The organism is Amycolatopsis sp. NPDC051716 (assembly GCF_040681595.1).
Classification (GTDB): Bacteria; Actinomycetota; Actinomycetes; order Mycobacteriales; family Pseudonocardiaceae; genus Amycolatopsis.
In genome coordinates this window covers 1-25,077 of sequence record NZ_JBFAZA010000062.1, presented here as the reverse complement: position 1 = coordinate 25,077, position 25,077 = coordinate 1, and the positions used below count along the sequence as shown (strand labels likewise).

25 protein-coding genes are annotated in these 25,077 nt (G+C 72.4%); 18 read left to right on the top strand and 7 right to left on the bottom strand.

The genetic code is table 11. The features are described 5' to 3' along the window. Positions 1-47 precede the first annotated feature (47 nt). Together AB0M30_RS45495 and AB0M30_RS45490 are read right to left on the bottom strand one after the other, a co-directional pair. Positions 48-494, bottom strand: a complete 447-nt coding sequence (locus AB0M30_RS45495) for a hypothetical protein (protein WP_364598324.1) — start codon at positions 492-494, stop codon at positions 48-50. Beyond that, positions 491-1,051: a sigma-70 family RNA polymerase sigma factor gene (locus AB0M30_RS45490; protein WP_364598321.1), complete on the bottom strand. Its 561-nt coding sequence runs from the start codon at positions 1,049-1,051 to the stop codon at positions 491-493. The genes AB0M30_RS45495 and AB0M30_RS45490 overlap by 4 nt, the downstream gene beginning before the upstream one ends. A 190-nt stretch (positions 1,052-1,241) precedes the next feature. Between AB0M30_RS45490 and AB0M30_RS45485 the strand changes: the two genes are divergently transcribed. Beyond that, a complete protein-coding gene (locus AB0M30_RS45485; protein ID WP_364598318.1) occupies positions 1,242-1,421 on the top strand; it encodes a hypothetical protein in 180 nt (59 codons plus the stop codon). On the opposite strand, the gene AB0M30_RS45480 is transcribed toward AB0M30_RS45485, so the two are convergent. Beyond that, positions 1,418-2,602, bottom strand: a complete 1,185-nt coding sequence (locus tag AB0M30_RS45480; RefSeq protein ID WP_364598315.1) for a glycoside hydrolase family 64 protein — start codon at positions 2,600-2,602, stop codon at positions 1,418-1,420. The genes AB0M30_RS45485 and AB0M30_RS45480 overlap by 4 nt on opposite strands. Before the next feature lie 37 nt (positions 2,603-2,639). Beyond that, positions 2,640-3,554: an EamA family transporter gene (locus AB0M30_RS45475; protein ID WP_364598312.1), complete on the bottom strand. Its 915-nt coding sequence runs from the start codon at positions 3,552-3,554 to the stop codon at positions 2,640-2,642. A 76-nt stretch (positions 3,555-3,630) separates the two neighbouring features. On the opposite strand from AB0M30_RS45475, the gene AB0M30_RS45470 reads away from it, so the two are divergent. Continuing rightward, complete coding sequence (locus AB0M30_RS45470) at positions 3,631-4,128, top strand: MarR family transcriptional regulator (protein WP_364598310.1); 498 nt, start codon at positions 3,631-3,633, stop codon at positions 4,126-4,128. Here AB0M30_RS45470 and AB0M30_RS45465 read toward each other — a convergent pair. Then, positions 4,125-5,069 carry an MBL fold metallo-hydrolase gene (locus AB0M30_RS45465; protein ID WP_364598307.1) on the bottom strand — a complete coding sequence of 315 codons (945 nt, stop codon included), beginning with the start codon at positions 5,067-5,069 and terminating at the stop codon, positions 4,125-4,127. The two genes, AB0M30_RS45470 and AB0M30_RS45465, sit on opposite strands and share 4 nt — an antisense overlap. A gap of 408 nt (positions 5,070-5,477) precedes the next feature. On the opposite strand from AB0M30_RS45465, the gene AB0M30_RS45460 reads away from it, so the two are divergent. From AB0M30_RS45460 to AB0M30_RS45445, 4 genes are read left to right on the top strand one after another with little or no spacing between them, the layout of a single operon-like run. After that, positions 5,478-5,954, top strand: coding sequence for a PTS sugar transporter subunit IIB (locus tag AB0M30_RS45460; RefSeq protein WP_364598304.1), 477 nt, complete (start codon positions 5,478-5,480; stop codon positions 5,952-5,954). A 7-nt stretch (positions 5,955-5,961) separates the two neighbouring features. Continuing rightward, entirely contained in the window at positions 5,962-7,593 is a 1,632-nt protein-coding gene (locus tag AB0M30_RS45455) for a PTS system mannose/fructose/sorbose family transporter subunit IID (RefSeq protein WP_364598301.1), read from the top strand. A 9-nt stretch (positions 7,594-7,602) separates the two neighbouring features. Further along, the gene (locus tag AB0M30_RS45450; protein WP_364598298.1) at positions 7,603-7,992 is read left to right on the top strand and encodes a PTS mannose transporter subunit IIAB; all 390 of its coding nucleotides are present in this window, start codon (positions 7,603-7,605) and stop codon (positions 7,990-7,992) included. Further along, a complete protein-coding gene (locus tag AB0M30_RS45445) occupies positions 7,989-9,296 on the top strand; it encodes a hypothetical protein (RefSeq protein ID WP_364598295.1) in 1,308 nt (435 codons plus the stop codon). The genes AB0M30_RS45450 and AB0M30_RS45445 overlap by 4 nt, the downstream gene beginning before the upstream one ends. Positions 9,297-9,309: 13 nt before the next feature. Here the strand turns inward: AB0M30_RS45445 and AB0M30_RS45440 are convergent, their stop codons facing one another. Further along, positions 9,310-10,080, bottom strand: a complete 771-nt coding sequence (locus AB0M30_RS45440; protein WP_360176325.1) for a GntR family transcriptional regulator — start codon at positions 10,078-10,080, stop codon at positions 9,310-9,312. A 1,005-nt stretch (positions 10,081-11,085) separates the two neighbouring features. Continuing rightward, positions 11,086-14,163, bottom strand: coding sequence for a BTAD domain-containing putative transcriptional regulator (locus AB0M30_RS45435; RefSeq protein WP_364598292.1), 3,078 nt, complete (start codon positions 14,161-14,163; stop codon positions 11,086-11,088). A 188-nt stretch (positions 14,164-14,351) separates the two neighbouring features. Here AB0M30_RS45435 and AB0M30_RS45430 point away from each other — a divergent pair, with 188 nt between their 5' ends. The 12 genes from AB0M30_RS45430 to AB0M30_RS45375 all read left to right on the top strand — a co-directional run bounded on the left by AB0M30_RS45430 (position 14,352) and on the right by AB0M30_RS45375 (position 24,987). After that, positions 14,352-14,978: a thioesterase domain-containing protein gene (locus tag AB0M30_RS45430; protein ID WP_103336328.1), complete on the top strand. Its 627-nt coding sequence runs from the start codon at positions 14,352-14,354 to the stop codon at positions 14,976-14,978. Between the two features lie 70 nt (positions 14,979-15,048). After that, entirely contained in the window at positions 15,049-15,483 is a 435-nt protein-coding gene (locus tag AB0M30_RS45425) for a hypothetical protein (RefSeq protein ID WP_364598288.1), read from the top strand. Between the two features lie 77 nt (positions 15,484-15,560). Next, positions 15,561-16,805 (top strand): MFS transporter, encoded by a 1,245-nt coding sequence (locus tag AB0M30_RS45420; RefSeq protein ID WP_364598285.1) that lies wholly within the window; start codon positions 15,561-15,563, stop codon positions 16,803-16,805. Between the two features lie 671 nt (positions 16,806-17,476). Beyond that, positions 17,477-18,454, top strand: a complete 978-nt coding sequence (locus tag AB0M30_RS45415; RefSeq protein ID WP_364598282.1) for an ABC transporter substrate-binding protein — start codon at positions 17,477-17,479, stop codon at positions 18,452-18,454. A 251-nt stretch (positions 18,455-18,705) separates the two neighbouring features. Further along, the gene (locus AB0M30_RS45410) at positions 18,706-19,527 is read left to right on the top strand and encodes an ABC transporter ATP-binding protein (RefSeq protein WP_364598279.1); all 822 of its coding nucleotides are present in this window, start codon (positions 18,706-18,708) and stop codon (positions 19,525-19,527) included. Next, on the top strand, positions 19,520-20,227 hold the full coding sequence (locus AB0M30_RS45405; protein WP_364598276.1) for an ABC transporter ATP-binding protein: 708 nt from the start codon (positions 19,520-19,522) through the stop codon (positions 20,225-20,227). Before AB0M30_RS45410 ends, AB0M30_RS45405 begins: the two co-directional genes overlap by 8 nt. Before the next feature lie 60 nt (positions 20,228-20,287). Beyond that, positions 20,288-21,139, top strand: a complete 852-nt coding sequence (locus AB0M30_RS45400) for a branched-chain amino acid ABC transporter permease (RefSeq protein ID WP_364598273.1) — start codon at positions 20,288-20,290, stop codon at positions 21,137-21,139. Further along, the gene (locus tag AB0M30_RS45395; protein WP_364598270.1) at positions 21,136-22,206 is read left to right on the top strand and encodes a branched-chain amino acid ABC transporter permease; all 1,071 of its coding nucleotides are present in this window, start codon (positions 21,136-21,138) and stop codon (positions 22,204-22,206) included. The genes AB0M30_RS45400 and AB0M30_RS45395 overlap by 4 nt, the downstream gene beginning before the upstream one ends. Further along, the gene (locus AB0M30_RS45390; RefSeq protein WP_364598267.1) at positions 22,193-23,506 is read left to right on the top strand and encodes an ABC transporter substrate-binding protein; all 1,314 of its coding nucleotides are present in this window, start codon (positions 22,193-22,195) and stop codon (positions 23,504-23,506) included. Before AB0M30_RS45395 ends, AB0M30_RS45390 begins: the two co-directional genes overlap by 14 nt. A gap of 58 nt (positions 23,507-23,564) precedes the next feature. After that, positions 23,565-24,149: a TetR/AcrR family transcriptional regulator gene (locus AB0M30_RS45385; protein WP_364598264.1), complete on the top strand. Its 585-nt coding sequence runs from the start codon at positions 23,565-23,567 to the stop codon at positions 24,147-24,149. Between the two features lie 52 nt (positions 24,150-24,201). Further along, positions 24,202-24,621 carry an HPF/RaiA family ribosome-associated protein gene (locus tag AB0M30_RS45380; protein WP_364598261.1) on the top strand — a complete coding sequence of 140 codons (420 nt, stop codon included), beginning with the start codon at positions 24,202-24,204 and terminating at the stop codon, positions 24,619-24,621. A 156-nt stretch (positions 24,622-24,777) separates the two neighbouring features. Further along, entirely contained in the window at positions 24,778-24,987 is a 210-nt protein-coding gene (locus AB0M30_RS45375; RefSeq protein WP_364598258.1) for a hypothetical protein, read from the top strand. Positions 24,988-25,077: the final 90 nt, after the last annotated feature.

The window sequence follows — 25,077 nt, the reverse complement described above, 5'->3', positions numbered from 1 at the left end:
ATTGGAGGGGCATCACGCGTGATGGGGAGGTCGACACGCGGGGGTGGTTAGAGGCTTGCCCAGCCGGTGGTGACCGTTGTGCCGTCCGCGGCGGTGACCGTCACGCGGGTGGCTCCGCGCTCGAGGCCCGTCGCGGCGAACCAGCCCTCCGCGCCGATCGGGCTCGTGTGCCGCTCGCCCGCCGCCTCGATCAGCGCTTCGCCCGTCGCGCCGGTGATCAGGCCGCGCAGCGAAACCCGGCCGCCCGCGTACTCCACCTGCAGCTCCACCGACACGCGCGGCGACTCGAACGACAGCAGCCGGACGTCGTCGCCCGCGGCGCGGACCGTGCCGGCCTCCGCCAGGTCCGAATCGAAGGCCAGGTCCGCCAGCTCGGCGTCGAGGTCACGGGTGGTCAGCGCCGCGCGGGCCTGGCGCAGCACGAGGTCCGGCACCGGGTCCGCCGCCGCCGCGGCCGCGCGCAGGACGGCCATGAGCTCGTCGTCGGTGGTCACGTCGGGTCCTCCGTTCCGAGCCCGGCCTGGCCGGCCCGCTCGCGCAGCCGGCCCAGGCAGCGCTGCCGGGTCGGGCCGATGCTGCCGACCGGCATGCCGAGGGCGTCCGCGACCTCCGCGTACGACGGCGGGGGCGTCGCCATGAGCACGCGCAGCAGCCGACGGCACTGGTCGGACAACTTCTCCAGCGCCCGCCAGAGCGCGGCGTCGCGCTCGCCCAGCAGCAGGGCCGCGTCGACGGCCGGGCCGGGGGCCGGCTCGCTCTGCCAGACCTGGTCGTCGGCCGGGCGCTCCCGGTCGGTGCGGCGGAGCTGGCGCAGGCACTCGTGCCGGGTGGTGGTGGCCAGCCAGCCGGGCAGCCGCTCCGGTTCCTTGATCCGGCCGAGGTTTTCGACGAGCTTGAGCCAGGTCGTCTGGACGACGTCGGCCGCGTCGGCGTCGGAGAGCCGGTGGGCGCGGGCGATCGACCAGAGCAGGCTGGCGTACCGGTCGACCAAGGCGTGCCACGCCTCCTGGTCGCCGCGCGCGGCCGCTTCGAGCAGGGTCGTGGTGTCCACTTCACCTCCGCTTGACCCACTCAGCCTAGCCAACAGCAGCCCTTCGGACCGGTACGCCATCGGGGGACTCCTTCGCGTCTTCCCCCCACTCCTCCGATCCGGTGAGAGCGCGGGAAATACCTGAACCGGGTCGCCGGTGGCCGTCGTGTGCCCGGTGGGAGTGGTGGAGACGGATCGGGGTGAGCCGGTCATGCGCATGCGGGTGCTGCTCGTCGTGCCGGTGCTGGTGGTGGAGCTGGTCGCCTGCGGGCAGCCGGTGGTGGAGGTGAAGGGCCGGGCACAGCCGGTGCCGGCGAGCACCGGCGCGCCCCCGGGCGATTTGCTCGGGGACACGCCGGTGGTGCCGGGCACGGCCGTGGTGAAGCTCTAGTTGAACGGATCCAGCGTCAGGTAGGCCGTCGCCGGGTTGCCGTCGTTGACCAGGGATTCGTAGTGGCCGACGTCGTCGAACGCGAAGGCGTACGCCTTGCCGTCGGCCATCTGCGCGTGGATCTTGCGCGCGTAGTGGTTGGTCACGGCGTCCTGGTAGAAGCCCGCCGAGCTCGTGTCCGGCTGGTTCGCGTTGGTCAGCAGCGTCGAGCGGTTGAAGCCCGCGCAGAGCGTGCGCGAGATCTGGCCGCGGACGTCGTTCGGCGCGTCGAGGTTCTTGTAGCAGCCGAAGACGCTGTCGGAATCCGGTTTCTGGAACGCCGTCACGAACCCGCCGGAGGTGTTCGTGAAGTTCATGGTGTTGCCGGAGACCCGGCCGGAGTACTTCACGTTCGGCTGGTCCGCCACGGGCGTCACGGTCAGCGTCGACGAGCTGTACTTCGTCCAGACGCGGTTGATGTAGTCCTGCAGCACGGTCGCGGGCAGCGCGCCGGCTTCGATGCCGTGGCTCGGGGCCAGGGCACGCAGGACCGTGCCGTCGGAGCGGGTCCGGATCAGGTTGGCCCAGCCGCCCGGCTGGCCGCGCAGCGCGGTGTAGAAACCGTTGTAGCCGCCCGGTTTCAGGTGCCCGGTGCTCTTCGTGGTGCCGCCCGCGGGCTGCACGCCGACCGCGTAGGGCGCGGAGAACATGTCCACCTGGGTGCTGTTGATCCAGAGCCCGCCGTCGTTGAGCGTGTACTCCGACCAGTTGAAGAGGATGTTGACGTTCGGGTCCGACGGGTTCTGGACCGCCGGCTGGACCAGGCCGCCGGTGGCGAGCTTGAAGACCAGCTTCTGCCCGTAGGAGAAGTAGATCCGGCCGGAGAACTTCGGGATCCGGATGGTGATCGACTGGCCGTTCGCGGGGCCGGCGATCGACGCGTCGGGTGCCGGGATCGGCGGCACCGCGCCGCCGGGCCAGGCGTGGAACGTGCCGTTCGCGTCGGCCCAGCCCTGCTGGCCGGTGGCGAGGTTCGTGCCGAGGTCGTAGAGGTAGACCGGGTCGCCGCGACCCGAGTTGTTGGTGATCTTCAGGGGGATCGTGGCCGGCACCGCCTCGGCGGCGGGGGCGGTCGCGGTGACCACCGCGAGCGCCGCGGCCAGCACCGCAAGCCGGTGCCGGAAGGACCTTTTCGTGCGCACGGGCGCCTCCTCATCGAGGCTGATGATCGCAAGTTGTTCAGACCATTTCAGCGTCGGTGGCCCGGTGAGCGGTTGTCAAAGGCTGATAATTATCAGCCCCCGTCCGGACCAGCGGCCGCCGCCCCGCGGTCACGACGGCGGCCAGCACGATCGCGGCGCCCAGCAGCTGCCACGGCGTCAGCCGCTGGCCGAGCGCGAGCCAGCCGAGCAGGGTGGCGACGACCGGGCTCAGCAGCCCGAGGAACGTCACCTGGGTCGCGGACAGCGCGCGGATCCCGCGGAACCACAGGGCGTACGCGAACGCGGCGCCGATCAGTGCGAGGTAGGCGTAGCCGGCGAGGTTCGCGCCGGACAGCGACGCGGGCGGAGCGCCTTCGACGGCCAGCGCGACCGGGACGAGCACCAGGCCGCCGGCGACGAGCTGCCAGCCGGTCGTCGCCAGCAGCGGCGCGGGGGAGGTCCAGCGCTTGCTCAGCACGACGCCGGTGGCCATCACGACGGCACCGCCGGCCGCCGCGGCGACGCCGATCGCGTCGAGGCGCGCACTGGATTGCAGCACCAGCAGGCTGACCCCGGCCACCCCGGCGACGCCCGCGAGCACGGTGCGCCGGGTCAGGCGTTCGCCGAGCAGGCCGGTGGACAGGCCGGCGACCAGCAGCGGCTGTAGCGCGCCGAGGGTGGCGGCGACCCCGCCGGGCAGCCGGTAGGCGGCGACGAACAGCAGGGCGAGGAACGCACCGATGTTGAGCGTGCCGAGCACGAGCGAGCGCCACCACCAGTCGCCCTTCGGCAGGCGGCGGGTGAGCGCGACCAGCAGCAGCCCGGCCGGCAGCGCCCGGATGACGGCGGCGAGCAGCGGCCGATCGGGCGGCAGGAACTCGGTGGTGACGAGGTAGGTGGTGCCCCAGATGGCCGGGGCCAGTGCGGTGAGGAGGAGCTGTTTATTTAGCACTAAGCCAGATTACCTCAGCGCTAAGGTAACTGGCTACTCTTTCACTTACCGCTAAGGCATCGGTTACGCTGTGGCGATGGCCGACCACGTGGACCGGGTGCTGGAGCAGTGGCACGCCGAGCGTCCCGACCTCGACGTCTCCCCGATGGCGGTGATCGGCCGGCTCTCCCGGCTGAGCGCACTGGTCGACGCGGAGCTGCGCCGCACGTTCGCCCGCCACGGCCTCGACCGCGCGACCTTCGACGTCCTCGCGACCCTGCGCCGCAGCGGGCCGCCCTACCGGCTGACCCCGACGGAGCTGATGCGCTCGGCGATGGTGACGTCCGGGGCGATCACCCAGCGCCTCGACAAGATGGAGGCGCGCGGCCTGGTCGAGCGCACCCCGAACGAGGCGGACGGCCGCGGGGTCCGCGTGCGGCTGACCGAAGCCGGCGGCGAGCTGATCGACCGCGCGCTGCCCGAGCACGTCGAGACCGAGCACCGGATCCTGGCCGCGCTGGACACCGGCGAGCGCGAAGGGCTGGCCGCCACGCTGCGGACGCTGCTGGAGAGCCTCGGCGGCTCGGTCTCCTAGGAGATCTGCCGGACCGGCTCGCTCTCCAGCAGCAGGTCCAGGTCGATCCGGCCGCCCGCGGCGGCCAGCACGGCGTCGATCGCCAAATCGACATCGAGCTTGCGGCCGTGCTGGTCGGCGTACGCGCGCATCAGGTTCCCGATGTGCCGCTCCGGGTTGCGCCACGACGGCCACCGCAAGGACGCCTGCTTCGCCAGCTTCCCGAAGTTGGACTGGCGCGCGGTCACTTCCAGCAGCCACTCGAGGTAGACGCGCATCCCGTGGAAGGCCGTGTGGCCGGGGTTCGCCACCGGGCCGTGGCCGGGCACCAGGGTGCGCGGGCGGAACGTGTCCTGCAGCCAGTCGAGCGCGTCGAGCCAGCCGGGGATCGAGCCCTGCACCGCCATCGGGGTGTCGCCGATGCCCACCAGGTCGCCGGTGAACAGCGTGCCCGAACGCGGTTCGTGCACCACCAGGTCGCCCGCCGTGTGCGCGACGCCGGGTACCGCCACGACGTCGACGGCCGCGCCGCCCAGGTCGAGCCGGTGCCAGCCGGTCACCGGGCGGACCGCGTCCGGCTCCGGCGGCTCGAGCACGCCCCAGCGGGTGCAGGTGAAGACGTTGCCGTAGGTCTGCGGCCCGGCCTTGACCAGGTCGAGGCTGCCGGGGGCGGCCAGTGCGGTGCCGCCGTCGCGCAGGGCGACGCCGAGCCCGTTGTGGTGTTCGCCGTGCGCGTGCGTGATGACGACCGTGAGCTCCTGGTCGCCGGCGTACTTGCGGACGTCGCGCAGCAGCTCGAGGGTCGCCTGCTCGGTGCCGCAGGTGTCGATGAGCGCGACGCCCTCGGTGCCCTGGATCCAGCCGCTGTTGGCGACGAACCACTCGGCCGGGCTCTTCACGTACGCCACGACTCCCGGCCGCGCGTGCCGGAGCGGGACGATGTTCGATCTGACGGCCGGCATGCTTTCCTCCCCTGAACGGACGATGCGGTTAACGACGGTGACGGGGTCAGGTTGCGCGGATTCCCCCGGGACGTCCTCCCGGCCGCGACCGGGACCGCGGCCCTGGTCGCGGCGGGGTCGGGCGGCCGCGGCCCACGCCCGGGAATTCTTCCAATTTCTGTCGGCTGAACGGTGGAGAACTTTTCCGATTGTTCTGTGCCCAAAGGTCTTGACAGTCGATCACGACCGTCCATACTGGTATATACCTTTATGGGAGGGTCCGGGAGAAAAGCAGGGGGACTTCGCGCTCGTGGGCCGACGGAAGGTCTGAGGGGTCCTTCCGTCGGCCGCGCGAAGGCCGGTCACCGGCAGTGTTGACACAGATACTGGTACGAACCAGTATGTCTCCTGCCGTCCGGGAGGAGAAACATGACGGGGGCACATCTCCGGCTCGACAACCGGCTGATCCACGGTCAGGTCACCGTCGCGTGGACCCGCCGCCTCGGCGTGCGCCGGCTGGTCGTCTGCAACGACGACGTCGCCGCCGACGACCTGCAGCGGGTGCTGCTCCCGCAGGCCGCCCGCGGACTGCCGACGGACGTGCTGTCGGTCGAGGCCACGCTGGCCACCGAGGCCGGCGCGGAGGTCATGATCATCGCCAAGCACCCCGGGGACGTCTTCCGCCTCGTCGAGGGCGGGCTGCGGCCCGAGGTCGTCAACGTCGGCAACGTGGCCCCCCGGCCGGGTGATTCCTACACCATGGTCACCCGCTCGGTCGCGGTCACCGCGGACGAGGCCGACGCCTACCGCAAGCTCGCCGCCGCGGGCGTCCCGCTGGTCACGCAGCTGCTGCCGCAGGACAAGCCCGCCGATTTCGTCTCGCTGCTCGACCGGAAAGGGCTGTAGCTCCAGCATGCTCGTCGCGTTGGCCCTGACCCTGTGGGCGATCTACTGCACCTACGACGGGCTCGGCCCGTTCCTCATCTACGCCCAGCGCCCGCTCATCGCCGGCTCGGTGGCCGGGCTGATCACCGGCCACCCGCTGCTCGGCCTGCTGATCGGCGCGACGCTGGAGCTCGCGGCGCTGGGCGTCTACACCTACGGCGGCGCCACCATCCCGGACTACCAGACCGGCGCGATCGTCGGCACCGCGCTGGCCGCGGGCGCCGCCGGCACGCCGGCCGCGCAGGCCGCGATCGGCATCGGCGTCGGGCTGCCGGCCGCGATCCTGCTCTCGGCGCTGGACCCGGTCGGCAAGATGGTCACCACCGGCCTGGTGCACCGGGCCGACGGCTACGCCGCCGACGGCAACGCCCGCGGCCTGGCGATGATCCACTGGGTCAGCCTGATCCCGTGGGTGGCCGTGCGCGCGGTGCCGACGTTCCTCGCCGCGCTCGCCGCGTCCGGCGGGCTGGTCAAGGACATCACCGCGAGCATCCCGGCCGGGTTCGTGCAGGGCATGACGCTGGCCGGGTCGCTGCTGCCGGCGGTCGGCTTCGCGCTGCTGCTCGGCATGATGGAGCTGTCGCGCTACTGGTACCTGCTGCTCATCGGGTTCGTCGGGTTCGCCTACCTGAAGCTCCCGGTGCTGGGGATCGCGCTGATCGGCGTCGCGGTCGCGATGCTGTTCGTGACGCTGAAACGCGACGAGCCGGCGCTCGCCGTCCCCGAACCCGCCGCCGAAGAGTCCGCAGTAGAGTCCACAATGGACCCACGGCTGACGAAGCAGGACCTGCGGCGGGTGTTCCGCCGGTACTTCTGGTCGAGCCAGATCTCCTGGAACTACGAGCGGATGCAGGCGCTGGGGTTCGCGTACTCGATGGAGCCGGTGCTGCGCCGGCTGTACCCGGAGAAGGCCGACTACGTCGCCGGCCTGCAGCGGCACCTCCAGTTCTTCAACACTTCGGTGCTCGTCGGCGGCCCGCTGATCCTCGGCTCCAGCGTCGCCCTCGAAGAAGCCGGGACGCCGAAGTCGGCGGCGAGCACGAAGGTCGCGCTGATGGGGCCGATGGCCGGCATCGGCGACACCGTCGTCTTCGCGCTGTACAACAGCATCGTCTTCACCATGGGTGCGTCGTGGGCGCTGCAGGGCAACTGGCTCGGGCCCGCCTTCGCCGCCGTCATGGTCCTCGTGCCGTACGCGCTGGTGCGGCGCTGGCAGTTCGGGTTCGCCTACCGCGAGGGCAAGCGGCTGGCCGGGCACCTCGCCGCCGGTGCGCTCGCCCGCGTCGCGCAGGGGGCGACCGTGCTCGGGTTCGTCGTCCTCGGGGGGTTCATCCCGTCGATCGTCAAGGTCGTCACCACGCTGACCTACCGGCAGACCACCACGGTCCAGGGGCAGCCGGTGACGCAGTCGGTGGCGATCCAGGACCGGCTCGACGAACTGCTCCCGTTCCTGCTCCCGGTGCTCGTGACCGCCGGGGTGTACCTGCTGACGGTCAAGGCGCGGCTGCGGCCGGTCTGGGTCATCGGCATCGTCGTCGTCGCCGGGGTCGTCCTGGGGTGGCTCGGCTGGTTCGCGCCATCGGCCCCGGCGAAGAGTTAGGAGTCCGCGATGACCGTCCCGATCATCCTGGCCGGACACGGCCACCTGCCTTCCGGCGTCGGGGAGGCCGCCGAGATGATCCTCGGCCCGCAGGCGCGGCTGAAGGTCTGCGAGCTGAGCCCGCGCGACAGCCCGGAGGAGTTCGGCGACCGCGTGCTCGAGCTGGCCGGCGACGCCGACGGCGTGCTGGTGCTCGCCGACCTGCACGGCGGCTCGCCGTTCAACATCGTCCGCACGCTCGCGGCCGGGCACCCGCGCATCCAGCTGGTCTCGGGGCTGAATTTGCCGATGCTGCTGGAAGTCCTGCTGCACACGACCGACGACGTCACCGCGCTCGCCGGGGTGGCTCGCGCCGCCGGGCGCGACGGCGTCGTCGACGTCCTGGAATCGACCTGGTGACCGCCGCGCTGCTGCTCGCCGCGCAAGACGTCCGGATCACGCCGGGGCCCGGGCACCCGCTCGGCGGCTACCTGGCCCGGCACGGCGTCGCCACCGGCACGCACGACGACCTCGAGGCGTCGCTGATCTGGCTGTCCACCGAGGACGACCCCGGCGTGGTGTGGGTGGCGCTGGACGCCCTCGCGGTCGACGCCGGGCTGACCCGCACCCTGGCCGACGCGGTCGCCGCGGCGGTGGGCATCGACCCGGACCGGGTGCTCGTCTGCGCGTCGCACACGCACTCCGGGCCCGAAGGCTGGACCGGCCCGCTGCACCCCGGCCTGCCGGGCCAGCGCGACGCCGGGCTGGTCGGCGGCATGGCGGAGAAGGTCACCGGCGCGGCGCTGCGGCTGCGCGCCGGCCGCGGCAAGGTCCGCGCCCGCTGGCACGCGGGATCGACCGAAGCCGTCGGCGGCAACCGCTACCGGCCCGACGGGCCGCACGACACGTCGTTCGGCGTGCTCGAGCTGCGCCGCGACGACGGCACGCCGGCCGCGCTGCTGTTCGACTACGCCAGCCACCCCACGGTGCTCGGCCCGGACAACCTCGCCTGGTCGGCGGACTGGCCGGGCGCGACCCGCCGCGAGCTGGCGACGCTGGTCGGACAGCCGGTCGCGGCGTTCCTGCAGGGCGCGGCGGGCGACGCCAGCTCCCGGTTCGTCCGCCGCGGCCGCGACCACGCCGAGGTTCGCACGCTCGGCGGCCACCTGGCGACGTCGATCGCGCGCACGCTGGCGGCGGTGTCGCCCCCGCCCGCGACGGCCGGCCCGGTGCGGCTGACGCGCTCGACGTTGCACCTGCCCTACCGCGACATCCCGTCCCTCGAGGACAGCTTGGAGCTGCGGCAGGTCGCGGAGGAGGAGTGGCAGCGCGAGCTGGCCCACCACGGCGAGGACCACCCGGCGGTCCGCATCGCGCAGACCCGCTACGAGGGCTGCGCGATGCTGGCGACGATGGCGGCCGGCGGCCGGCCGACGGGTTGTGCGGAGGTGCCGGTCAGCGTGGTGTCGCTGGGCGAGATCGCCTGGCTGCACACCCCGTTCGAGCTGTTCGCGTCCCTGGGCCTGCGCATCCGCCGCGGCAGCCCGTTCCGCCACACCCGGGTGATCGGCTACACCGACGGGTACCTGGGCTACCTGCCGGACGCGGACGGCCACCGCGACGGGATCTACGAGTCGTACGTGACGCTGTTCGGCCCGGAGGCCGCGGACGCGCTGGTGGAGCACTGCCTCAAGGTGCTGCGGGCGCACCAGGTCAGCTGCTGAGCCGGCGGCCGGTTCAGGAGGGCGGGCTGCGCCGGGCCTGGGTGAAGACCGTGTAGCGGTCGGCCCGGTACAGCGACCGGCCCGCTTCGATGACGCCGCCGCTCTGGTCGTGCAGCGTGCCTTCGATGATCAGGCACGGCTGGGTGGCCTCGATGCCGAGCAGGGCGGCGTCGTGGCTGTTGGGCAGGACCGCGGAGATCGCCGTGTCGTTCCACTCCGGGCGCACGCCCCAGCGTTCCTCGATCGTGCGGTGCAGGGACTGGGTCTCCCAGTCGAACAGCTCGATGTCCGGGAAGCGGTCGACGGACAGGTTGGTGCGCTCGACCGCGAACGGCTCGTCCTCGACGTAGCGGAGGCGCTCCAGCCGGAACACCCGCGCGCCCGGCGGCACGTTCAGCCGGCCGGCGATGCGCGGGCCCGCGCTTTCGACCTCGGCGTGCAGCACCTTCGTCTTCGGCACGACCCCGCGGGCCTGCATGTCCTCGGTGAACGAGGTCAGCATGTCGATGTGCGCGGCCTGCCGTTCGGCGGTGAAGGTCGCGGTGCCGTGCTGGCGGTACAGGACGCCGTCCGCGACGAGCCGGTTGACTTCCTGCCGCACGGTGCCGCGGGCGACCTGGAAGTGCTCGGCGAGGAACCGTTCGGACGGCATCAGCCGCCCCGGCCCGGCCTCCGTGGCGACGCTTTCCAGGATCTCGCGCAGCTGATCGCCCTTGGGCCGCCCCGGCTGCAGCGCGTCCGGAAGGCGCAGATCGCTCGCGGCGACGTGTTTCGGACGGGGCATGCCTTCAGTATGTCGCGCAACGCCCGGCGAGGTAACACCCGGCGCGGCTGAGGTGGTGGGCTGGTCGCCGAGGTGGGTGGGGTGATCCGCGGGAGTCGGCCTCGCGGCGGGGGCGCACGGCGGTGGCTCGGTCGCCGAGGTGGGTGGGGGAGTCCGCGGCGGGGCTTTCCGGCCCGGGGCCCGGGGCCCGGGTTGCGATTTCGCCGGTGGGCGTTGCGCGGGTCGGCCCGCCGCCCTGGCCCAGCGGCCGCTTCGATCGCGCGGACCTTTGGCGGTGGGGGTGGCTCGGCGGTGGTCTGGTCGTCGAGGTGGGTGGGGGAGTTTGCGGCGGGGCTTCCGGTCAGGTGGTCGGTGGCGCAGGGTGCGATTTCGCCGGTGGGAGTCGTGCGGGTCGGCCCGCCGCCCCGGCCCAGCGGCCGCTTCGATCGCGCGGACCTTTGGCGGTGGGGGTGGCTCGGCGGTGGTCTGGTCGTCGAGGTGGGTGGGGGAGTCTGGGGCGGGGCTTTTGGCCAGGTGGCCGGTGGCGCAGGGTGCGATTTCGCCGGTGGGCGTTGCGCGGGTCGGCCCGCCGCCCTGGCCCAGCGGCCGCTTCGATCGCGCGGACCTTTGGCGGCGGGGGTGGCTCGGCGGTGCTCTGGTCGTCGAGGTGGGTGGGGGAGTTTGCGGCGGGGCTTTTGGCCAGGTGCCCGGTGGCGCAGGTGGCAATTTCGCCGGTGGGAGTCGCGCGGGTCGGCCCGCCGCCTCGGCCTCACGGCCGCTTCGATCGCGCGGACCTTTGGCGGCGGGGGTAGCTCGGCGGTGGTCCGGTCGTCGAGGTGGGTGCGGGAGTCTAGGGCGGGGCTTTTGGCCAGGTGGTCGGTGGCGCAGGTGGCGATTTCGCCGGGTGGGAGGTTGCGCGGCTTGGCCCGCCGCCTGATCGAGCTGACGCTTCGGCCGCGCAGAATTCGGTGGCGCGGGTGGCCTGGTCAGCGAGGTAGATGTGGCAATCCGCGTGACTCACCCGGCTCAGCCGGTGGCCCGGTCCCCGAGCCGGTCGAGGAACTCCGCCGCCGAGGTCTCTCCCGTCACGTGCCCCACCGCGCGGTAAAGCGCTCGGGACTCCCGGGCCGTCCCGGCCGCCAATGTCGAGCGGCCCGCTGCCGCCTGGACCGCCGCCAGTCCCAGCAATGCCTCCGCCTCCACCACCCGGAACCCGCCCGCGCGGGCCGCGTCCAGGGCCGTTCGGGCGTGTTCGCCCGCCTCGCCCGCGCGTCCGTCGGCCGCCAGGACCCTGGCCAATGTGGCCGCCGCCTCGGCCAGCTGGCCTCGGAGGCCTGACTCCGCCGTCAGGGATCGGGCCTCGCGCAAGACGCGCTCCGCCGCGGTGAGGTCGCCGCGGCTCTCCTCCGCGCGGCCCAGTGCGATCAGTGCCGCCGCCTCGACCTGGCGGTCGCCGTCGCGGCGGACGCACGCCAAGGCCGCCTCCGCCGTTGCCGCGGCCGCCGCGTGGTCGCCGCGGGCCATCTGGAGGGCGCTCAGGACGTTCAGGGCCGTTGCCTCGCCGAAGCTCGAGCCCAGGTCACGGAACGCCTGCAGGGCCTGGTCGAGGGTTTCGCCGGCGGAAGCCAGCCGTCCGGTGGCCATGAGGACCCAGCCGAGGTCGGCGAGGTTGGCCGCCTCCCAGAACGCCAGGTCCTCCTTGCGGGCCAGCGCGATCGCCTCGACCAGGCAGTCCTCCGCCTGCTCCAGGCGCCCCAGCTGCCGGTAGTGGCAGCTCAGCGAGTTCAGCGCGAGCGCCTCACCCGACCGGTTGGCCAGCTCGCGGAACAGCTGGATCGCGCGCCGGCTGTGCTCGACGGCTTCCGACAGCCGTCCCGTCCACTCCAGCATCGCCCCGAGGTTCGCCACCGCCGTCGCTTCGCACTGCCGCCAGCCGCACGCGCGGCTGGCCAGCACCGCCTTCTCCGAGTGCCGGATGCCCGCTTCGTGCTGGCCTTCGCGGAAGTACGCCCCGCCGATGGACAGCTGGACCAGCGCTTCGGCGGGCTGAGCGCCGTGGTCCTGGGCCGCGCGCAGCACGATCGGGGCCAGCTCCAGCCACTCCGCCCGGCGGCCGTGGTCGTGGAAGAACCGCCGCAACGCGTCGGCGAGGTACCAGGCGCCCGGGTACGGCCCGCGCGTCGCCGCCTGCCGCAGCGCCGCCGCGAGGTTCGGCACCTCGACGTCCAGCCAGGCCACGGCTTCCGCGGCGCCGGCGAAGACCACCGGGCTCGGTGCCGAGGGCGCGTCTTCGCGGGGGAGTGCCACGATCCGGGCGCCGAGCAGGGCGACGGCGGCGTCCGCGGCCGCGCAGTAGCCGGTGAACAGCCGCTCCCACGCCCGGTCGCGGGCGGGCTCGTCTTCCTCGGCGCGGACGCACTGCTCGGCGTAGCGGCGGGCGAGGTCGTGGAACCGGTAGCGGCGGGGCGCGTGCGCTTCCACGAGGTTCGCCGCGCTCAGCCCGCGCAGCCGCCGGGTCGCCTCCTCGACCGGCACCTCCAGCAGCGCCGCCGCGGCGATCGCCGTGAAGTCGGTCCCCGGCACCAGCGCGAGCAGCCGGAACGCCTGCCGCAGCGCGGGCGGCAGCGCCTGGTAGGACACCGAAAAGGCCTTGGCGACCGCGCTTTCGCCGTCGAAGCCGAGGTGGGCCAGCGGATCGCCGCGCAGCTCGTCGACCAGCTCGCCGATGCTGGCGACGCCGGTGTTCGCCGCGGCGATCCGCAGGGCCAGCGGGTGGTGGCCGCACAGGCGGGCCAGCTCGGCGGCCGCTTCCGGCTCGGCGGCGGTCCGCTCACCGAGCACGGCGGTCAGCAGCGCCCGGGAGTCGGCCTCGCGCAGCTGCGCCAGGCCCAGCGACCGCGCGCCGACGCGGGCGACCAGCTCGTCGAGCCGGTGGCGGCTGGTCACCAGCACCCGCCCCGACGACGGCAGCAGCGGCAGCACCTGGGCGGTGTCGCGGGCGTTGTCGAGCACCACCAGGGCCTGCCGGTCGGCCAGCAGCGACCGGTAGAGCTTGCTCTGGTCGTCGACACCCGGCGGCACGTCCCGCAGGTCGACGCCGAGGGTCCGCAGCAGCTGCGCGAGCGCGGCCGCGGGGGTGAGTGGCTCGTCGTCGGCGTCGAAACCGCGCAGGTTCACGTACAGCTGGCCGTCCGGGTAGCGCGTCCGGGCGGTGTGGGCCCAGTGCACGGCCAGTGCGGTCTTGCCGACGCCGGCGGTGCCGGTGATCACCCAGACTTCCCCGGGTTCGTCGAGCGCGGCCAGCTCCGCGGCCCGGCCGGCGAACCCGCGGACGTCCAGCGGCAGCTCGGCCGGCCGCGGGGCGACCGGGGCGGCCGGCGGGGCGGGCTCGCCCTCACCGCGCAGGATCCGCATCCGCAGGTCCTGCAGGGCCTGGCCGGGCTCGATGCCCAGTTCGTCGACCAGCAGTTCGTGCGCCCGCGCGTACGTCTCCAGGGCTTCCGGGGTGCGGCCGCAGCGGTGCAGCGCGAGCATCAGCGCGGCCCGCAGGCGCTCGCGGAACGGGTGTTCGTCGACGAGCCGCCGCAGTTCCCCGACCACCTCACCGTGCCGGCCGGCGGCGAGTTCCTGTTCGTACAGCTCCTCCAGCACGACGAGCCGGCGTTCGGCCAGCGCCGGGCCTTCGTACCCCGCCAGCGCCTCGCTGACCCCGCCCAGCGGGGTGCCCTCCCACAGCGCCAGCGCGGCCCGCAGGTGCGTGACGGCGTCCGCCCCGGAGGTCGCCCTGGCCTTGGCGACCTCTTCGTCGAAGACGTCGAGGTCGCGGTCGCCGGGGGCGACTTCGATGAGGTAACCGGGCGCGCGCCGCACGATGACGTCCCGGCCGAGCAGCTTCCGCAGTTCCGAGATGTGCACCTGGAGCCGCCCGCGGACACTCGGCGGCGCGTTCTCGCCCCAGGTCAGGTCGATGAGGCGGTCCTCGGTGACCACCCGGTTGGGATTCAGTAGCAGCGCGGCCAGCACGGACGTCTGTTTCTGGCCGCCGGGGCGGAGCGGGCCCGTGTCGCCGAGGACCGTGACCGGTCCGAGCAGGCGGTAGCGCACGAGATGCCCCCCGGAAGACGGACCGAAGCGAAAGGGAAGTGCCAGGGTCGACCCTACTGTGCCAGCGGTTGCCGATCAGGCCGGCAGTCACGGCGGAACGAGGTGCCGGTAAGCGGTTCGGCTCTCGTCCGTTTCCGCCTGCTTTCGGTCGGAACGGCAACGGCGGGCAGGCGACTAGGAGGCCACGGGTGGACCGAGACGACGTGCAGCGTCTGTTGTTCGTCTGCTTCCCGGACGCCGGGGAAGCCGCCGGCCGCTACCGGGCCTGGCGCGATCCTCGGATCGCGGTGCAGGTCGTGGAGCTGCCGGGCCGGGGCGAACGCCGGGACGAGCACCCCTACCGGGACATGTGGCTGCTGGTCGAGGCCCTGGCCGGGGAACTGGCGGGGGCGCTCGAAAGCCCGCACGTGCTGTTCGGTGCGGGACTCGGGGCCCTGGTCGCCTACCGGCTGGCCCAGCGCCGGGTGGCCGCGGGACTGGGGGTCTCGCGGGCACTCGTCGTGGCGCACCAGGCGCCGCCGTCACGGGCCGCGCGGGCGGTGCCGGAGCAGGCGGGACGCGCCGACGTCAGCCTGCTGGCCAGCGACGCGCACCTGCCGGTGGCGCCGCCGCTGCCGTGCCCGATCCGCGGCTTCGGCGAGCCGCACGTGATGACCGGCTGGGGGGAGCACACGAACGCCGGGTTCGTGCTGACGCCGGCGCGGGCGCAGGACAGCGCCGCCCTGCTGCGCGACGCTGTCCTGCGGTCCGCCCACCTGATCTCCGCCATGGCGGGGCAGGGGCAAGGGCCGGCGCCGAAGCTGACCGGGGCGTAGCCCGGCCTTCGATTCCCCGCCGGGAATTGGCCGGTGGCGCCGGCCCGCCCAGGATGACCGGGTGGAAACCATGACGACGGACCCGGTGTCCGGATTCGACGCGCAGACCCTGGCCGAGCGCTACATCGCGCTGTGGACCGAACCCGACGAGCACCGCCGCCGAGCGGCCGTCCGGGCACTGTGGGCGCCGGACGGCGCGCACTTCCTCCGGCCGCCGGAGGAGATGGTGCGGGCGGCCGCGGAACTCGGCTTCGACGCCCTGACCCTGGAAGCACACGGCCACGCGGCGATCGAGACGCGGGTGAACCGCAGTCACGCCCGGTTCGTCGCCACCGGCGAGTACACCTTTCGCGCCCGGGGCGTGGCGGTCCGGGCCGGCGACGTGGTCAAGTTCGAGTGGGAGTCGGTGCGGCTCGACGACGGTGCCGTGACGGGCGGCGGCCTGGAGGTGCTCCAACTCGGCGCGGACGGGACCATCGTGCGGGACACCATGTTCCCGCACTGAGTTCTCGCACCGAAGCGGTCGCGTTGATCAGTACGAAAAATATGTAAGCGCTGTTATGGTTTGTCCGTGATCCGGCCATGCCCCTGACCCGCGCCTTCGTCGACCTCGCCCCGCTGCGCGCCTCGGCGCCGTTCCGGCGGCTCTGGGTGGGGCGCGTTTTCTCCGGCTTCGGCTCCCAGATGACGCTCGTCGCGGTGATGTTCCAGGTCTGGGAGCAGACCCGGAGCACCGTGTGGACCGGTGCCGTCGGGCTCGCGCAAGCGCTGCCCGTCATCGTGTTCGGGTTGTTCGCCGGCTCGCTCGTGGATCGGGTCGACCGGCGGAAGTTCGCCCTGGTCGCGACGACCGGACAGGCCGTCTGCTCGGTTTTCCTGGCGGTGCAGGGCTTTCTCGGCGACGTGCCGGTGATCGCGGTGCTGGGGCTGGTGGCCGTCCAGTCGTGTTTCGTCGCGGGCGGCGGGCCGGCCGCGCGCACCTTCATCCCGCGGCTGCTGCCGCCGGAGCAGCTGTCCGCGGGGCTCGCGCTGAACCGGATCGCCTTCCAGGGCGCGATGCTGCTCGGCCCGGCGCTCGCCGGGCTCGTCCTCGGGTGGTTCGGCGTCGGCGGCTGCTACCTCGTCGACGCGCTCACGTTCGGCATGGGCTTCTACGGCGTCTTCGGCCTCCCGGCGATGCGGCCCGGCGGCGAGCCTTCGCGGCCCGGGCTGCACGGCGTGCTCGACGGGCTGGCCTTCCTCGTGCGGACGCCGGTCGTGCGGGGTGCGCTGCTCACCGACCTCGCCGCCACCGTGCTGTCCATGCCGATCAGCCTGTTCCCGTTGGTCAACGCCGAACGCTTCGCCGGTGACCCGCGCACGCTGGGCCTGTTCCTCTCGGCCGTGGCGGTCGGCGGAGTCGTGGCGTCGGTGTTCTCCGGGACGTTCACGCGGCGGTCGCGGCCGGGCCGGGTGATGCTCGCGGGTTCGGCCGTCTGGGGCGCCGCGCTGACCGGCTTCGGCCTGGCGCCGGACCCGTGGCTCGGCCTGGCTTGCCTGGTCCTGGCGGGGGCGGCCGACACGGTGTCGGTGGTTTCGCGGGGCGCGCTGGTCCAGCTGGCGACCCCGGACGCCCTGCTCGGCCGGGTGGCGGCGGCCGAGCAGATCGTCGGCCAGGCCGGCCCGGACCTCGGCAACGTGCGCGGCGGTCTCGTCGCGGGAGCGACGTCCGGAACGTTCGCGCTGGTCAGCGGCGGGGTGCTGTGCGTAGCGGCGGTGGCGCTGGTCGGCGCCGCGACGCCCGGCCTGCGCCGGTTCGCGACCCCCGCCGAGACCGCGAAGAGCTGATTCTCCGCGCCGGTCTTCGATTTCGACGAATTCACGCGACGGCGGTCCGGCCAAGGCGGGGAATGCGTTCCGCCCGGACTCGGAAGCGAAGGGAACGCCGCCTGCGGCGACCCGCCATTCGTTGTCCCGCAAGTGGTTTCCGTGGATGAGCCGATCAGCCCGCAGTGGGTACGGCCGTTCGGCCCTATGGTGGCTGCCGCGGTGAATGCGGGTTTCCGTTCGGTCCGTCGGCGCTTAAATGGTCCGGTGCCCGACATGTGGCGTGAATCCGGAATGGCTCGTCCGCGGTGAATAGAAATTGTCAGAAAATCGATTTCGCGATCGCGTGATCGATGACGCACGAGATGCTCCGCGATTCGGTGGCGTCCACTTCCGGGGATCGCGTCCACTTCGGCGTCGCGGTCCGGCGGCTCGAACCCGGCCGCGGCGGCTGTCACCTGGGGTGGCAAGATCACGAAACCAGTCGGCTCGACGTCGGTTTCTTTCCTTCTGCGAAGGTGGTCCTGTCAGTGGGTTACGCGTTCCGCCCTTGTCACTCTTTCGCGTGAACATGGCGTGACGTATTTCTCGGCAACACATTTGCGACCCGGGAAATCGTCATCTACAGTCCGGCTGATCACGGCCGACCGAGCCGTATTCCGTGATCCCCATAATCTTCTCCGAGGAGTGGCATGCTTCATCGCGCCTCGACACGCCGGCTCGCCGTGCTCGCCCTGGTCGTCGTCCTGCTGACCGGGTGCAGCCAGCTGAAGGGCTCCTCCACCGCCGGTGCCGTCGAAAAGCCGTCGATCCGGGTGGCGATCCTCACCACCGTCGACCTCGCGCCGCTGTGGCTCGCCCAGGAGGGCGGGTACTTCAAGGCCGAGGGCCTCGACGTGCAGACCGACGTCGGCACCAGCGGCCAGGAGACGCTGAGCCGGATGACGAGCGGCCAGGACGACATCGCACTGTCCACCTACACCCTGTTCTTCCTGGCCAAGAGCAGTGGCAACGCGGACGTGAAGCTGGTGACCGACGGCACCTCGGCGAGCCCGCGCAGCAACGAGGTCGTCACCGTGCCGAACTCGCCGGTGAAGACGGTGCGCGACCTCGAGGGCAAGCGGATCGCCATCAGCTCGAAGAATGCCGCTTCGGACGTGCTGACCCGCTCGGTGATGCGCGACCACGGTGTCGACCCCGGCAAGGTGCAGTGGGTCCCGATGCCGCTGCCGGAGATGAGCGGCGCCCTCGCGCAGGGCCGGATCGACGCGGCCTACCAGCCGGAACCGTTCCTGACCCAGGCCGCGCGGACCGCCGGCGCGTACCCGGTCATCGACGCCGCCAGCGGCAGTACCCAGAACTTCCCCCTCACCGGCTACGGCGCCACCGCCAAGTGGGTCCAGGACCACCCGAAGACGCTGCGGGCGTTCCAGCGCGCGATGCTCAACGCCACCCGCGCCGCGGTCGACCGGGCCCGGATCGAACCGCTCGTCGTCCGCAACGCCAAGGTGGACCAGGACGTCGCCAGCCTGATGGTGATGCCCGCCTTCGGGTCTTCGCTGGACGCCCGCCGCATCCAGCGGGTGCCGGACCTGCTGCAGCAGCTGGGCGTGGTCCAGACGAAGCTCGACGCCTCCTCGATGATCGCCCCGCAGAGCGGCACCGGCTGAGCCGGCGACCGATCACCGGAGGGGCGGGTGCGCGAAAGCGCACCCGCCCCTTCTTTCGTGCCACCGCCTCGTGCCACCGCCGGGCCGTGAGAACTTCCCTCGGACGGCGGAGACGCCGAAATTTTCGGACCGCCCGCCCGCGGTCCGGTTTCGGCGATTCGCACCTTGACACGATCGCCGCCGCAGCCCACCCTCTTCATACCGACCGCGCGGTACGACGTTGTCCACATGGTGGGATAGGAGAGTCATCGATGACACTTCCCGGTGAGGCACTGCCCGGTGAGGCACTGCCCGGCGAAGACCTGCTCGTGGTCGACGGCCTCACCGTGCGCTTCGGCGGTCTCACCGCCCTGCGCGACGTTCACCTGAGCGTCGACGCCGGCACCGTCGTCGGAGTCATCGGCCCCAACGGCGCGGGCAAGACGACGCTGTTCAACGTCGTCTGCGGGTTCGTCCGGCCCCAGGCGGGCCGCGTGCTGTGGCGGGGGCGCCCGCTGGTCCGGCACCGCCCCGAACACCTCGCCCGGCTCGGGATCGTCCGGACGCTGCAGGGCCTCGGCCTGTTCCCCGGCCTGACCGTCCTCGAGAACGTGATGGCCGGCGCGGGCCGGCACGCCCGGACCGGCTTGCTCCCGGCCCTCGCCGGTGCGGGCCGTTCGGCGCGCGACGAAGCCCAGCTGGCCGGGCGGGCCCGCGAAACCCTCGGCGAACTCGGGATCGCCGACCTGGCCGGCCGGCTGCCCGGCGTGCTGCCCTACGGCGTGCGAAAACGCGTGGCGCTCGCGCGGGCCCTGGTGGCCGAACCCGACCTGCTGCTGCTCGACGAACCCGCGAGCGGGCTGTCGTCCGGCGAACTCGCCGAGCTCTCGACGTTGATCGTCTCCCTGCGGCGGCAGATGGCGGTCGTGCTCGTCGAACACCACATGGACCTGGTCATGGGAGTCTGCGACCGCGTGGTGGTGCTGAACTTCGGCGAGGTGATCGCGGCGGGCAGCCCGGCGCAGATCCAGGCCGACCCCCGGGTGGCCGAGGCCTACCTCGGCGACCCCGCCGAGGAGGCGTCCGGTGCTTGAGATCGAAGAGCTGTCCGTGGCCTACGGCGCCGTCCGCGCGCTCGACGGCGTCGGCATCGCCGTCGAGCGCGGCGGGATCACCGCCGTGCTCGGGGCGAACGGCGCCGGGAAGACCACGCTGCTGCGCACGATCAGCGGCCTGCACCCCGCCCGCGGTGGCCGGATCACCTGGGACGGCAGGGAACTGACCGGGCTGGCGCCGGACCGGATCGCGCGCGGCGGCGTCGCGCACGTGCCCGAAGGCGGTGGCGTCATCACCGAGCTGACCGTCGACGAGAACCTCCGGCTGGGCGCGCTGTGGCGACGTGACCGCGCCGACCGCGCGGCCGCGCGCCGGGAGGTGTACGAGCTTTTCCCGGCGCTGGAAGAACGTTCGGCGAAACCCGCCTCGACGCTCTCCGGCGGCGAACGGCAGATGCTGGCCATCGGCCGCGCCCTGATGAGCCGGCCCGCGCTGCTGCTGCTCGACGAACCGTCGCTCGGCCTCGCGCCGCTCATCACCGCCCGGATCATGGGCATCCTGCGCGACCTGCGGGCCACCACCGGGCTCACCGTCGTGCTCGTCGAGCAGAACGCGCACAGCGCGCTGTCCATCGCCGACCGCGGGTACGTCCTCGCGCTCGGCCGGGTCGTGGCCGTCGACACCGCGGCGGAACTGCTGGCCGACGACGGCCTCCGCCACGCCTACCTCGGGTTCTGAGGCCCGCCGACGTTTCCGAGGTTTCTCCACGACCGGCTACATGGAGGTGAGCGGTCCGGTATGCAGGACTTCTTCGATCTGACCCTCGGCGGGATCTCGGCCGGCGCGGTGTACGCGGCGCTCGGGCTCGCCCTGGTCATCATCTACCGGGCCACCCGGGTGGTGAACTTCGCGCAACCCGCCCTCGCCCTGATCTCGACCTACCTCGCGTACTCGGTGACGAAGGCGACGGGCAGCTACTGGCTCGGGTTCGCCGTCGCGATCGTCGCCGGGACCGTGCTGGGCGTCGCCACCGAGCGGCTGCTCATCCGGCCGCTGCGGCACCGCTCCGAGCTCAGCTCGATCATCGTCACGCTCGGCCTCCTGCTGGTGCTGCAGGCGGTCGCGGGCATGATCTGGTCCAACGAGCCGCTGGCGTTCCCGTACGCCTTCGACTTCCGCGGCCGGTTCTCCGCCAACGACCTGTTCGTCGTGCTCGTCGTCGTCGCCATCGCCGCGCTGGTCCTGGTGGTGTTCAAGTACACGCCGCTGGGGCTGCGGATGCGCGCGGCCGCGTTCGCCCCCGAAGTGGCGCGGACCCTCGGCGTGCGGGTCGGGCTGATGCTCACCGCCGGCTGGGGACTGGCCGCGGCCGTCGGCTCGCTGGCCGGGCTGCTCGCGACGCCGCCGTTCCTCTTCCCGAACGTGCTGGACGGCGTCTTCGTCTACGCGCTCACCGCGGCGGTGCTCGGCGGCCTCGACAACCCGCTGGGCACCATCGCCGGCGGGTTCGTCCTCGGCGTCGGACTGTCCTATGTGTCCGGCTACTTCGGACCGGAGATGGTGACGATCGCCGCGCTGGCCATCCTGGTGATCGTGCTGACGCTGCGGCCCAGCGGGTTGTTCGGCCGGGCCAAGGTGAGGCGGGTATGAGCGTGCGCACGGAACTCCCCGAAACCCGCGTGGAAACGCCGAAGCGGCGCCGCAAGCTGCCGCCGCTGCTCGTCCACGCGCTGGCCGCGCTGGGTGCGCTCGCCGTGGTCGTGCTGCTGACCCTCGTCACCGACGAGTTCACCAACCTGCGCATCGCGACGATCGGCTACTACCTGATCGCGGTGGCCGGGCTGACCCTGCTGACCGGTCTCACCGGCCAGGTTTCGCTGGGGCACGGCGCGTTCATGTTCATCGGCGCCTACACGGTGGCGCTGCTGGTCCGCCGGGTGCCGGCGTTCCCGCTGTGGGCCGACCTGCTGCTCGCCTCGGCCGCCGGCGGCCTGGCCGGGCTGCTGGCCGGCGCGGCGGCGGCCCGGCTGCGCGGCCCGTACCTCGCCGGTGCGACGCTGGCGCTGGCCGTCGGCCTGCCCGCGCTCACCCGGAAGTTCCCCGACTTCCTGGGCGGCAGCAACGGGCTGAGCTTCACCGTCCACAGCAGACCGGCCGGCGTCGGCGTCCCGGAACTGCGCTGGCAGACCTGGATCGTCTGGCTCAGCGTGCTGCTCGCGCTGGTGCTGGTGGTCAACATCGTCCGCGGCCGGCTCGGGCGGGACTTCCGCGCGGTCCGCGACGACGAGGTCGCCGCCGCGCTGAGCGGGATCCCCATCGGGCGAACGAAGATCCTCGCCTTCCTGGTCAGCGCGGTGTGCGGCGGCCTCGCCGGTGGCCTGCAGGCGTTCCTGCTCGGCACCGCCGCGCCCGGCTCGTTCACGCCCGCGCTGTCGCTCAGCCTGCTGGCCGCGGTGGTGCTGGGCGGGCTCGGGTCCCTGTGGGGCGCGCTGTGGGGCGCGGTCGCGCTCGTGTACTTCCAGGCCTGGTCCGAGGACCTCGCCGACATCCTGCACCTGAACACCGACGTGGCCAACAACCTCCCGCTCGCGGTGTACGGCGTGATCCTCATCGTCGTCGTGCTCGCCTTCCCGCGCGGCATCCAAGGCGGCTTCCACCGGCTTGGCGTCCTCCTCCGTCGATCCGCGAAGCAGAAGGAGAACCATGAGAAGCACTAAGCTCGGCGCGGGTTTCGCCGCCCTCGCCCTGGCGCTGACCGCGTGCGGCGGCGCGGGGGAGAGCGACGGCGGCGGTCAGCAGGCCGCCGATTCGGCCGTCGGCGTCACCAAGGACACCGTCGTCATCGGCACCCACCAGCCGCTCACCGGCCCGGCCGCACCCGGGTACAGCAAGATCTCCGTCGGCGCCCGCGCGGTGTACCAGGCGATCAACGACGGCGGCGGGATCAACGGCCGCAAGATCGACTACAAGGTCGAGGACGACGGCTACAACCCGACGAAGACCGTCGAGGTCGTCAAGAAGCTCGTCCTGCAGGACAAGGTGTTCGCGATCGTCGGCGGGCTGGGGACGCCGACGCACTCCAAGGTCGTCGACTACCTGAACACCGAAGGCGTGCCGGACCTGCTGGTGTCCTCGGGCGCGCTCGCCTGGGACAACCCGCAGAAGGCGCCGATGACCTTCGGGTACCAGGTGGACTACACCCGGGAAGGCAAGATCCAGGGCAAGTACGTCAAGGACACCTTCGCCGGCAAGAAGGTCGGCTACTTCACGCAGAACGACGACGTCGGCCGCGACACGCAGGCCGGGCTGGACCAGTTCGTCAAGGACCAGGTCGCCGTGCGGCAGGGCTACGACAGCGCCAACACCGACGTCACGCCGCAGCTGTCCGCGCTCAAGGCGGGCGGCGCCGAGGTCGTCGTCTGCGCGTGCATCCCGGCGTTCACCGCGCTGGCCATCCTGGCCGCGGCGAAGATCGGCTACCACCCGCAGTTCGTGGTCAGCAGCATCGGCGCGGACCCGGCGACGCTGTCCGGGCTGCTGCAGGACTTCGCCAAGCGCGGCGGCGCCAGCGTCTCCAGCGGGCAGCTGCTGGCCGGCCTGATCGGCACCGGGTACCTGCCGGACGTCGCCCAGACGGCGGACCCGTGGGTCGCCTACTTCAAGGGCATCCACGACAAGTACATCGCGAAGGAGCCGTTCACCAACACCGTGCTGTTCGGCATGGTGCAGGCCTACACGTTCGGGCAGGCGCTCAAGGCGGCCGGCCCGGACCCGACGCGGCAGAAGGTCGTCGACGCGATGAGCTCCGGCGCGCTGAAGGGGCCGGGCCTGACGCCGTTCGGCTTCTCGAAGGAGTCGCACGCCGGCTACACGGGCGCGTACGTCTTCAAGATCAACCCGGACACGTCGACGACGGTGATCCAGCCACCGGCCGTCACCGACCGCGGCACCGGCGCGATCACGCCGTACTCCGGTGAGCGGGCCACTCCGGAGCAGGTCAACCTGGTGAGCAAGTGACGACGGGCCGGCCCGTGGGCGCCACGGGCCGGCCCGCCCGCTCACATAGGGTGGCGACATGAGTGTCAGGGAGAAGGTCGTGCGGGCGGCGGTGCGGCTGTTCGCCGAGAAGGGCTTCGAGGCGACGACGGTCCGCGAGATCGTCGAGGAAGCCGGCGTCACCAAGGGCGGGCTGTACCACTACTTCGAGTCCAAGGACGACCTGCTCTTCGAGATCTACGCGGCGATGCTGCGGATGCAGACGCGGCGGATGGTGACGATCGCCGAGTCCGACCTGCCGCTGCCGGAGCGGCTGCACGCGATCGTCGCCGACGTCGTGGTCACGAGCATCGCCGACCTGGACGCGGCGACGGTGTTCTTCCAGTCGTTCCCGCTGCTGGAGAAGTCCAAGCAGGTCCAGGTGCGAGCCGAGCGGCGCACCTACCACGAGCGGGTGCGCGACCTGGTCGCCGAAGGCCAGCGGACCGGGGTGTTCCGCGCCGACGTCCCGGCCGACCTGGTGATCAACTACCACTTCGGCGCCATCCACCGGCTGGGCATGTGGTACCACGCCGACGGCGAGCTGTCGGGGGAACAGGTGGGGAAGCACTTCGCGGACCTGATGCTGCGCAGCCTGCGTCCGGAGGAGCTCGGGCCTGTTTGACTTCGCCGCCTCCGTGGTACTGACCGAACTCAACGCTGTCCCGCTTTGGAGGGTGCTCGTGCAGATCCAGGTCAACACCGACCACAACGTCCACGGTGGCGAACGGCTGGCCACCTACGTGACCACCGACCTGGAGGAGGGCCTGTTCCGGTTCGGCGGGTGGTTGACCGGGGTCGAAGTGCACTTCAGCGAAGACGGTGGCAGCAAGCCGGAAGACAAGAAGTGCGTGATCGAGGCGCGGCCGAGTGGCAAGCAGCCGGTGGCGGTCACCCACCACGCGACCACAGTGGACGATGCCTTCGCCGGGGCGAAGCAGAAATTGGTGCGCGTGCTGGATTCCCGGTACAACCGCGCCCACGACCACAAGGGCAGTGACAGCATCCGGCACATGCCCCCTCCGGAAGACCCGGCTCAGGTCGGGGTGCTCGAGGACGGCGAGAACTCCGGAGACACCACGCCGGGTGTCGGCTGACCTTTATCCCGTGTCGAGCTCCGAAGCGTCCAGGGCCGGGGTGCCGGTCTTCCCGGCAGCCCGGTAACTCGCTCTTCGCCGGCCTCCGGGTTCCCGGCGGGCGCGCGGCCGGCGAGCCTGCGTGCGGAGCTGGCCGACCTGCGTCCGCTGGCCGGCGTGCTGGTGCTCGCCGCGCTCGTCAACGCCGCCACGTTCGGGGTCTTCACGTACCTGGCCCGCTGGCCGCCGGCGTCGCGCCGGTGCCGGTGGTGCTCGCCGCGTTCGGTACCGGGTGCTTCGCCGGGGTCACCCGCGGCCGGCCGGCTCGCCGACCGCAGCCCGGGCCGGGTGGTGGCGGCCGGCGGTGGGCTGCTGCTCGGCGGCTAGAGCCTGTTTCGATGTGCTGACCAGCGGAGCTTCTGGCCGACATGGTCGGTGCGGCGTGTCCTGGATCAAATAGACGAGGTCTCCGGTAGA